The sequence below is a fragment of the Photorhabdus noenieputensis genome, from assembly GCF_018448935.1.
Taxonomy (GTDB): Bacteria; Pseudomonadota; Gammaproteobacteria; order Enterobacterales; family Enterobacteriaceae; genus Photorhabdus; species Photorhabdus noenieputensis.
On the sequence record NZ_RCWC01000030.1, the window covers coordinates 60,017 to 69,571 of the forward strand.

Here is a 9,555-nt window from a genome sequence, read left to right on the forward strand (position 1 = left end):
ATGTTTGGACTTGATAACCCATCGGGCGTTAGTGTGATGCCGCCCATTACGCCGGCGAGTAACCCTAATCCACTCTGGTTTACCGAGGGCGGCGCGGGTCTTGCTGTCAGCTACCCCGGTCAGGAGTGGTTTAACATTGTGCAAGCTGAATTGCTGTCTGTATTGCAAGCTGCAAACGTTCGGCCCGACAAGAGTAAGTTAGATCAACTTGCTGTAGCGATTAAAAGTATTGTCGCTGAAAAGAGCATTGGGCTGACTGATAAACTGGGTAATAGCAGTGTATTAGCCGCATCACAAAAGCTGGTTAGTGAAGTTAATGATAATTCCAATAGTAAGCTTGCCAAAAACCAGAATGGGGCAGACATTCCTGATAAAAATGCCTTTGTGAAAAACCTCGGGTTGGTGGAGACTGTGGAGAAAGCTAAAAATACGTACTCTAAATCAGAGTCTGATAATAAATTTGCAGATAAAAACACTTTATCAGCACAGACTTTTAATGCAGCTATTTCAGCGACAGATACAATTTTCGTACGAGACGTACGAAGCTCAGATAATACGTTCGGAATTTATTGTGATGCAAGTAGAGAAATGCCCGCATTTTTATCTGCAAAAATTGCTGGAAAATGGGTGGGTGAATTGTCTCATCCGAACAAGTCAGGCACGTTAGCAACACTTGATGATATCAACGTTCCAGTCGGAGTCCCGCTTCCATACCCGCATAGATATACACCCGCAGGCTACTTAACGTGCAACGGTCAAACGTTCGACAAATCTTTATATCCGAAGTTAGCGGAAGCTTATCCCGCTGGCAGAGTACCTGATTTAAGAGGCGAATTTATCCGTGGTTGGGATGATAGCCGTGGTGTTGATCCCGGCCGGGTGTGTGGGACGTGGCAGGGAGACGCAATACAAAATATTACAGGGAGTATGAAATTTAAAGAAATGATCAATGGTGTTCCGTCTAATGGGGCGTTTCATGTTGAATCAAATCCCACCGCAGATAGCACGTTTCACATCAACGGTCGCGGATACTCGCCTACTGTCACATTTGACGCTTCACGTGTCGTCCCAACAGCTAACGAAAATAGACCCCGCAACGTCGCATTTAACTACATAGTGAGAGCAGTATAATGACTGAACAAAAATATTCTTTAGAACATGAAACAGCCGTATTGGGTAAAGATGGATTAGCAATTCAGGCGGGCTGGATAAAAGTTTATCACTCGAATCAGATAACGAGAGAATTCATCGCTTCAGATATCGAATATGTGATGCTTGGAGTTAGTTTATCAGCCGGTGCTTATCCCGACGCGCCAGAACTCCCGAAGTCTCATGATGTCGCCGTATGCAGAAGTGTTGATAAAAGCCGTTGGGAAATCCTCCCCGACTATCGCGGAAAAGTGGCTTACGACACATTGACTCGGGCACCGACTGAGATAACAGAAATTGGTGAGTTACCAAGCACGATGACCTTCAAAAAACCGCCAACAGATTTTGACAAATGGAACGGCAAAGACTGGATAGTTGATAAAGACTTACTCAAGTCTCATCAAATCAATGAAGCAAAACAACAGCAAGCAGCACTGTTACAACAAGCAAATGAAACAATCTCATTGCTACAAGACTCTGTTGACTTAGAAGACGCTACAGACTCAGAGAAAGAAGCTCTGCTCGAATGGAGAAAATACAGAGTATTGCTGACTCGTGTAGATATGAAGCAAGCGCCTGATGTGAAGTGGCCGCCAGTGCCGAAGTGAGGACAAAAAATTACCGCAAAACAGTTTGGAACTGCGCTGCGGTAATGCTTCGCTTGATTTTGAGACGCGGATGAGACGTGAAAGTTTTCATACGTATTCGATGTTTTGTCAACTTTTGCGAAGTAATGCGCTGTGAGCCACGGTTTTCGCTGTATCTAGTTGTTTTAAAACGTAGTTCTATGCTCTTGTAGCGAGCCGCATAAATTGAAAAAGCGCGTCATTTAAATTGATAAAATTTCTGCGCCGTGCTTTTTATCAAAACATGTGGTTTATTTAGCCTCTTTTATAGTCAATAATTGACTGCATTTCACTCGTTTCTTTCTACATTCCTACAAACACTCATTTTGAACGTTAATTGATCTAAAAAAGCCGTCTGAGCGACCTATACAAATGGAAGCACTGTAAGTCAGCGTGAGGTTTTCCGCACACTCACACATAGAGCTAATTTTGATAAATACAATTTATTCTATGTGCGGCGACGGAATTTACATGTCAAAGATCGGTTATATCCGGGTGTCAACAAATGACCAAAACAGCGATTTACAAAAAAATGCGTTGATGAGTATAAATTGCGAACAAATTTTTGAGGATAAATTAAGTGGAAAAACAACTAACAGACCCGGTTTAAAGCAGGCTTTAAGGCAACTTAAAAAAGGGGATACTTTAGTTGTTTGGAAATTGGATAGACTGGGACGTAGTGTAAAACATTTGGTCGATTTAGTTTCTAATTTAAATGAGCGAGATATTCACTTTCAGAGTCTGACTGACAGTATTGATACCGGTACAGCTATGGGGAGATTCTTCTTTCACGTCATGAGTGCACTGGCAGAAATGGAGCGGGAATTGATAGTTGAAAGGACAATCGCTGGATTAATAGCTGCTCGTGCGCAAGGGAGGATTGGAGGTAGACCAGCAGCGCTGTCAGTTGCTGAACAACAACAAGCTGCTAGATTGCTGGCAAAAGGTCACACACGTAAACAGCTATCGCTAATTTACGATGTTTCACTCTCTACTATTTATAAATATTTACCAATCAAGAACAGCTAAAATAAACCACATGTTTTGATAAAAAGCGCGGCGCAGAAATTTTATCAATTTAAATGACGCGCTTTTTCAATTTATGCGGCTCGCTACAAGCGTTGTATGTTGTACCCGTATTTTCATATTGAAATGTTCCGTATTGTGATCATGTCATTTAGGAGAAAATTATGGAAAACGTTCATGCTAAAACTATCAGTACAAACCATATCATCAGTTCAGCAATGGTAAGTCAGAATGAGCTGTGTCGTATATCAGACAATGCAGATGCTATCAGAGCTAAGGCAATGGAACTCACAGATTCTTGGGAAGGAGTGATGTTTGCTCTGTCTGCGGAAGAACTAGAAAATATTGCACTAGCATTAAAATTTTCACCAGATGTTGCTGATAAAATCCATAATGAACTCAAAACATTAAGATATGCAAAAGTACAGTCTCAAGCCGGTCCTTCTTTTATCGTAACTTATCATATCTTAGACGTCAGCTTGCTGGCTCTAAGGGGAGTAACAAGCTTTAATAATGCTCTTTCTCATGTAAATGATCTTAATCTACAACCCCTTCTGAATGAGAATCAGGACACTTTCCAGAAAATCCGTGCAGCTCTACCGGAACATACTGCACGTATGAATTTCAAGCCTGAAACCGCTGCGGCTGTTCTGAAAGCCTTAGGTGCAGATATTTCCTCAGATCTGCTTTATGAGCTTTGCCCAAAATATGGCACAAGCTCAGTTATCGATCTAGAAGGTCGACGTGGTGTTACTACAGAATTTATCAGATGTGTGACACTTACTCTCGGGACGACACTGGCATAGTTAATCATAATGCTCATATCTGGTGCTGTTTTTCTTGCAGCGCCAGTTTTTACTTATTCATAGCTCGGCCTGAATATATTCTTCATCTATTATTTTCTTAACAACTATTTTATATATGGAAAGAAAAATGTATTCTGATATAAATAGATTGGAACCTGAACTAATAAAAAAATATAAAGAAGAGGGGTTTCTTCTTGTTCCTTCTCTTATTAGCAAAGAAGATTTAATAATCTTGGATGTGACCATTCGAAATATCGTCAAAGATGCCGAAAATAATGAAACAATTACCCAAGTTATTGAATATGAAAATATTCAAATTGATGGTCTCTGTCTACCAAGAAGATTGTTTAATCCCTTTGAATTACACGAGCAATTCAGACGAATTGCCACTTCAGAACAGGTTCTCGGGTATGTTATATCTTTGATAGGCCAAGATATAGCCCTCCAACATAGTAAACTTAACATGAAGCCTCAAAAAGTTGGTGCTGTTGTAGAATGGCATCAAGATTTTACCTATTTCCCACATACTAATGACGATCTTGTTGGTGTACTTATTTATCTGGATGATGCTACTTCTGAAAATGGCTGCTTGGAAGTTTTACCACGTCAACATACACGATCTTTCGATCATTCACTTCCTGATGGATCTTTTGCCGGGATGATTACAGAAGAAATAAACGAAGAAAATTATGGTCAGCCTGTTACGTTAGCAGCTAAAGCAGGAAGTACAATATTTTTGCATCCTTTTACTCCTCATCGTTCGGCACCTAATGTTTCAGAGAAACCAAGAAAAACGTTAATTTTTGAATACAGGGCAACTGATGCTTTCCCGATATACACAGGAAGCCAGCTAGTATCCATGGAGTCATATGTTCATCACCTTCATGGTAATCCTGCCACACACGCCCGTTTCGGTGGTCCTCCTCCTGCTATTTACACACCAAAAGATATACCTAAATCTCTCTATGAGCTTCAGGAGGTTTCGAGGAAAATTTTGAAACCAGAGGAATAATTCTATTGCATTAAAGTTTCCATTCTACAATTTATTTCGTTTGGGAGATGTAAAATGCTTGATAATCAATATGCAAATATTATCGATCATTACAGGAATGATGGTTATGTTATTATACGTAACATTCTTAATCCAGTTACAGATCTTTTCCCGGTTATAAAAGAATACGGTGAGCTTGCAAATAAGCTTGCTAAGCAATGGTTAAAGCAAGGGGTGATCACAAGTTATGATAAAAATACACCCGAAGAAAATCGACTTTTACAGTTAATGAAACAAACTGATGGAAACTGTTTTCAGGAACTTGATATTACGCTTCCTGTAGAAGCCGAAATTAAAGAGGACTCTCCGGTACATTTAGGAGAGGCAATATTCAATCTCTTGAGAAACCAGACAATTCTTGACGTAGTAGAAAATATTATTGGGTCCGAAATTTATTCAGTTCCCGTACAACATATGCGCATTAAACCACCCGAAGCACAGATTACAGATAAAACTCAAAGTCACACACTTACATTAACGGGAAAAACCTTCTGGCATCAGGACCTAGCGGTTGTGACCGAGGATGCTGATAATACAGATATGTTGAGTGTCTGGTTACCCCTGAATGAAGTAACCGAAAAAAACGGTTGCTTGGTCGTAATACCCGGAAGTCACACCAGAGGACTTTTGCACCATTGTGATACCCCTGTTTTACAAGGGATTCCTGATTCACTAGTAGGCACAAACATACATCCTATTCCCGCGAAACCAGGCGACATGATACTTCTTCATCCACTTATGATACATGCATCTTTATCGAATATCAGCATGCAAGGAAGGTGGAGCTTTGATCTGAGATACTGCCCTACTGGCCAACCGACAGGTCGACAATGGTTTCCTGGTTTTATTGCGAGAAGTAAATCTCACCCTGAAAAAGAATTATCTAATTATGAAGTTTGGGTCGAATCATGGCACTTTGCAAGACAAACTTTAGCCGGGCAGCCTCATCCAAAATTCGATCGCTGGGATAAAAATGATCCCAACCCTTTATGCGCATGAGGAAAAACTAATGTTAGATCTCTCTCTACTTCGAGACTCTGGTTCGTTTTCAATTGATTGCGGCTCCCCACGACTTGCCCTCGTTCATCATGGTTTTCGTACGACGCAACTAGGAGCAGCTGACAAAAGACAGGATAAATATGCCGCTAGATATGCTTCACTGGGATTGCTTAATCTGGCTCGTTCTGCTCAAGTAGACTTTGAGCGTGGTCGTATACCTTTTCAACCTGAAATACAATATTTCGATGAGGATAATTTCACAGATGACGTTGAACTGGCAAAAGCCATAAGCGATTGGTTAAGGCCAGTCAAAGCAAGATTTGTATTAGTCAGCCTGTATTCACTGGCATTTGAAAGGACAAAGAATATGCTGTCCAATCTTAATCCCGAAGAAGTTTGCATTATGGTTGGTGGGGCACACCCAACTGTAGCTCCTGAAATTGATTTCGTGCATCTTGTAGCAAGAGGTGAAGGAGGAAATGCTCTAAGGCATGTTCTTAAGCTGTTCCTACATCCTGAATTTGGTGTAGGGAACGAAGCGCGTGGTTTGTGTTTCATGTTGGATGGTAGAGTTCAAATCGGAGAAATCGTATTTGATAAATCTCTTGAGGATATTCCCTCGCCAGCCTTTTCCTATGAACTAATACAGAGTGATACTAGCTTCGCTGGACAGTCCCGGGAGAGGTGGTGGAAAGCGGTAGGAGAATCTCAACAAATTTATATTTGTACACAGAGCTGCCGAGCTCGCTGTACGTTTTGCTCAACATATCTTATACATGGGAAGCTAGTTTCCCGGCCAGTTGAATTAATTGCAGGAGATATTGAACACCTTTTAACATTCGGTCACGATTCAATTCAGTTTCATGATGACGATCTACTTCAACATGAAAATTTATATGAACTTCTTGATTTGCTCTCAGAGTTTAATATTGCATGGACTTGCAATGCAAGATCAGAAGTAATGACACCAGAACTCGCTCACCGAATGTACGATGCAGGATGCAGAAAAGTTTTTTTAGGGGTTGAGTCATTAGACCAGAGAAGCCTAAATTATTACAACAAAGCAACTACCGTAGAAATGAATATAAATGCGGTAAATGCATTAAATGATTCAGGTATCGGAGTTATATGCGGATACATCATTGGCGCACCTCATGACACAGTTGAAAGCATCTTAGCTGATTTAGATCGAGTTTTAGCTTTACCTATATATTTCCTAGCCACAGCAATACTAACACCAGATATAGGTACTATTGAATACCGCAGAGCCTTGAGGCGGATACCTTTGCTGCAAGAGTTAGGAAACGGTGGAACGAAAATGAATATTAGACCACGTCCTGAGATATTTGGAACTTCTGCCCCATATGGTTTACCTACTGTAGCTGAAGCTATATCTAAGGAAGAATTAAATGAGCTTTATGCCCTTGTTAATTGTGAATTTTTCTTAAGGAAAGAATATATTAATAGGATAATAAAATATACCTCAAATGATAGGCTAAATGAAGCGCTTTCATGGTGTTCACTGCAGAAGCTGAAAGCAGAAGAATTAGCAGAAAGCGCAACGCTAGCCTCAGTACAAGAGAGAACTGTTCAGTTACTCCAGAAAATAGATGCAGACTATCCGTATTATGGTGTCCTTTCTGAATTTGCTGAGACTAGATAATTATGAAACCAAAAAAAGAAATTATCCCTTTTTCTCCCGAAATGATACAAAAATTGATAAACGAAGGGAAAGATCCACACTACTACGTTATTCAAGACTTCATGGCAGACAAATTATTAGATTTATCCGAATTGGATAAACAAAACCTTGTTGACAGTCACTATTTGATTTCAAAAGAAATCATCAGCCCACACAGCACAGAAGATATCTTTACTTTTATCAAAGAAATATTATCAATACCATCATCACGAGAGGGCTGTATCGTGGAAGCGGGAAGTTATAAAGGCTCAAGTACAGCCAAGTTCAGCCTGGCTGCTAAGTTAGCCGGCAGAGAACTTGTTGTTTGTGACTCTTTTATGGGCCTTCCGTTTCATAATGAAGTTCATGGCATCAGTATTGAAGGAAGGGAAGCGGTGTTTAGGGAAGGTGACTTCGCAGGTTCTCTTCAGGAAGTAAAAAATAATATTATAAAATATGGTGATATCAGTTCATGTACATTTATTAAAGGGTGGTTTGAAACATCCTTGGCTAATTGGTCACGACCAATAGCTGCAATCTATCTGGATGTCGATCTTCAAAAATCAACTCGCGACTGTCTCAAATATCTATATCCATGGTTGACACCAGGTGGTAGTCTTTATTCACAAGACGGCCACTTACCACTTGTTCTTGATGTTTTTGAGGATGTGAATTTTTGGCTCAATGAAATAGGCACTCAGCCACCTACAGTAGTGGGTATCAGGAAAAAGAAACTAATAAAAATAACAAAACCTGATACACCTTCTCTACCACTACTTTAATAATATTCCTTCAACTGCCAATACGGAATTTATATCGTTTACCTATCCATATAAGCGTGCCCGGGATAACCTCAATATTTTTAATTTCATCATCTTCTTTACTTTTATCAACACGAACAGCTCCTGAACGAATTAACCGCCTTAGTTCAGAACGGCTTATCGCTGGCAAGGCTGATGAACAAAGATCCAACAGTGTTATATAAGAGCCTTTTGGTAAAATCAATACATCATGATCAGCCTCTTCAGGTGTCCGCTTTTGTACTACACGCTCAAAATGCTCAGCGGCTTCCTTTGCAGATATGTCATCGTGATATCTTTTAACAATATTATAAGCGATATCTTTTTTGATCTTCATTGGGTTAAGGCCCAGTTCTAATTGACTGACTATCGCAGATTGTTTTTCTGCCTCCATGTCTGTAGCAAGTGTCAAATAATTGATAATGACACTGTCGGGAATTGACATTACTTTGCCATACATATCATTTGCATTATCTGTTAACCCAATATAATTATTTTTTGACTTACTCATTTTTTCAATGCCATCTAGCCCTTCTAATAATGGCATTGTTATTACTATTTGCCCTTTTTTCTCATAGGCTTCTTGAAGTGTTCTCCCTACCAAGTTATTAAATAACTGATCTGTTCCACCAAGCTCGATATCAGCATCAATCATAACTGAGTCATATCCCTGGAGAATAGGGTAAATAATCTCATGCAAATGGACTGGTGCTTTTGATTCAAATCGGGTTTTGAAATCATCTCGGTGCATGATTTGTGCAAGAGTGATTTTAGAGATTAACTTTATGATATTACTGAATGGCATATTGTTAAACCATTCTGAGTTTTTCCTTATTTCAATATTTTCGATATTTATAACTTTTGCAAGCTGATTTATATAAGTCTGACTGTTTTTATTAATTTGTTCAGGTGTTAATGGAGGACGAAGCTTATTTCTCCCAGTCGGGTCACCAATTCCAGCTGTAAAATCCCCAATGATAACAACAATCCGGTGCCCTTCATCCTGAAAATCTTTAAGCTTTTTTAATACAACCGCATGGCCCAAATGCAAATCAGGTGCTGTCGGATCAAAGCCTAATTTTATTGTCAGTTTTCTATTTTCTTGTCTTGCAAGAGCAAGTTTATCCTGTAACCCTGAGGGTGGCTCCATAATTGCGATGTTTGAAAGCAACTTATCAATATTCTCTTTCATATAGTTAACCTAAATAATTACGTTTATTAACGATGAATAAAACAACCCTATACCATGTTTATAACAATCTCTATTGTCAAGTAAATAATTATTCATCCTAGGTAGTGTCCCTTAATTATATAATCTCCGGCAAAAGAGTCGAATACAGCCTAATTTCACCATCGACAGATAGTTTCGTGCTGTTTTTTCATAGCGTGTTGCAATACGTCGATTACCTTTCAAAAA

The 9,555-nt window shown here is 39.5% G+C and carries 9 protein-coding genes and 1 pseudogene; 8 read left to right on the forward strand and 2 right to left on the reverse strand.

The features are described from left to right. The 8 genes from EAE91_RS17875 (at window position 1) to EAE91_RS17910 (ending at window position 8,120) form a co-directional block, all read left to right on the forward strand. Entirely contained in the window at window positions 1-1,131 is a 1,131-nt protein-coding gene (locus tag EAE91_RS17875; RefSeq protein WP_214089650.1) for a phage tail protein, read from the forward strand. After that, window positions 1,131-1,757 (forward strand): tail fiber assembly protein, encoded by a 627-nt coding sequence (locus EAE91_RS17880; RefSeq protein WP_214089651.1) that lies wholly within the window; start codon window positions 1,131-1,133, stop codon window positions 1,755-1,757. The genes EAE91_RS17875 and EAE91_RS17880 overlap by 1 nt, the downstream gene beginning before the upstream one ends. A gap of 489 nt (window positions 1,758-2,246) precedes the next feature. Further along, on the forward strand, window positions 2,247-2,804 hold the full coding sequence (locus EAE91_RS17885; protein ID WP_214089652.1) for a recombinase family protein: 558 nt from the start codon (window positions 2,247-2,249) through the stop codon (window positions 2,802-2,804). A gap of 161 nt (window positions 2,805-2,965) precedes the next feature. Continuing rightward, window positions 2,966-3,607 carry a hypothetical protein gene (locus EAE91_RS17890; RefSeq protein ID WP_214089653.1) on the forward strand — a complete coding sequence of 214 codons (642 nt, stop codon included), beginning with the start codon at window positions 2,966-2,968 and terminating at the stop codon, window positions 3,605-3,607. A 127-nt stretch (window positions 3,608-3,734) separates the two neighbouring features. Beyond that, window positions 3,735-4,619, forward strand: a complete 885-nt coding sequence (locus EAE91_RS17895; protein ID WP_214089654.1) for a phytanoyl-CoA dioxygenase family protein — start codon at window positions 3,735-3,737, stop codon at window positions 4,617-4,619. Window positions 4,620-4,673: 54 nt separating this feature from the next. Then, window positions 4,674-5,657 (forward strand): phytanoyl-CoA dioxygenase family protein, encoded by a 984-nt coding sequence (locus tag EAE91_RS17900; protein ID WP_113025940.1) that lies wholly within the window; start codon window positions 4,674-4,676, stop codon window positions 5,655-5,657. A gap of 10 nt (window positions 5,658-5,667) precedes the next feature. Then, a complete protein-coding gene (locus EAE91_RS17905) occupies window positions 5,668-7,320 on the forward strand; it encodes a B12-binding domain-containing radical SAM protein (RefSeq protein WP_181573503.1) in 1,653 nt (550 codons plus the stop codon). Between the two features lie 2 nt (window positions 7,321-7,322). Then, window positions 7,323-8,120 (forward strand): TylF/MycF/NovP-related O-methyltransferase, encoded by a 798-nt coding sequence (locus EAE91_RS17910; RefSeq protein WP_105399768.1) that lies wholly within the window; start codon window positions 7,323-7,325, stop codon window positions 8,118-8,120. 10 nt (window positions 8,121-8,130) lie between these two features. Here the strand turns inward: EAE91_RS17910 and tyrS are convergent, their stop codons facing one another. Beyond that, window positions 8,131-9,330, reverse strand: a complete 1,200-nt coding sequence (tyrS, locus tag EAE91_RS17915) for a tyrosine--tRNA ligase (protein WP_214089655.1) — start codon at window positions 9,328-9,330, stop codon at window positions 8,131-8,133. Between the two features lie 111 nt (window positions 9,331-9,441). Further along, window positions 9,442-9,555: pseudogene (locus EAE91_RS17920) on the reverse strand (IS5/IS1182 family transposase); the annotation flags it as partial.

Excerpts from the sequence above, each read along its gene's own strand:
- EAE91_RS17875 (WP_214089650.1), top strand. The coding sequence starts at position 1 with ATGTTTGGACTTGATAACCCATCGGGCGTTAGTGTGATGCCGCCCATT.
- EAE91_RS17880 (WP_214089651.1), top strand. The coding sequence starts at position 1,131 with ATGACTGAACAAAAATATTCTTTAGAACATGAAACAGCCGTATTGGGT.
- EAE91_RS17910 (WP_105399768.1), top strand. The coding sequence starts at position 7,323 with ATGAAACCAAAAAAAGAAATTATCCCTTTTTCTCCCGAAATGATACAA.
- EAE91_RS17905 (WP_181573503.1), top strand. The coding sequence starts at position 5,668 with ATGTTAGATCTCTCTCTACTTCGAGACTCTGGTTCGTTTTCAATTGAT.
- EAE91_RS17885 (WP_214089652.1), top strand. The coding sequence starts at position 2,247 with ATGTCAAAGATCGGTTATATCCGGGTGTCAACAAATGACCAAAACAGC.
- EAE91_RS17900 (WP_113025940.1), top strand. The coding sequence starts at position 4,674 with ATGCTTGATAATCAATATGCAAATATTATCGATCATTACAGGAATGAT.
- EAE91_RS17895 (WP_214089654.1), top strand. The coding sequence starts at position 3,735 with ATGTATTCTGATATAAATAGATTGGAACCTGAACTAATAAAAAAATAT.
- EAE91_RS17890 (WP_214089653.1), top strand. The coding sequence starts at position 2,966 with ATGGAAAACGTTCATGCTAAAACTATCAGTACAAACCATATCATCAGT.
- tyrS (WP_214089655.1), bottom strand. The coding sequence starts at position 9,330 with ATGAAAGAGAATATTGATAAGTTGCTTTCAAACATCGCAATTATGGAG.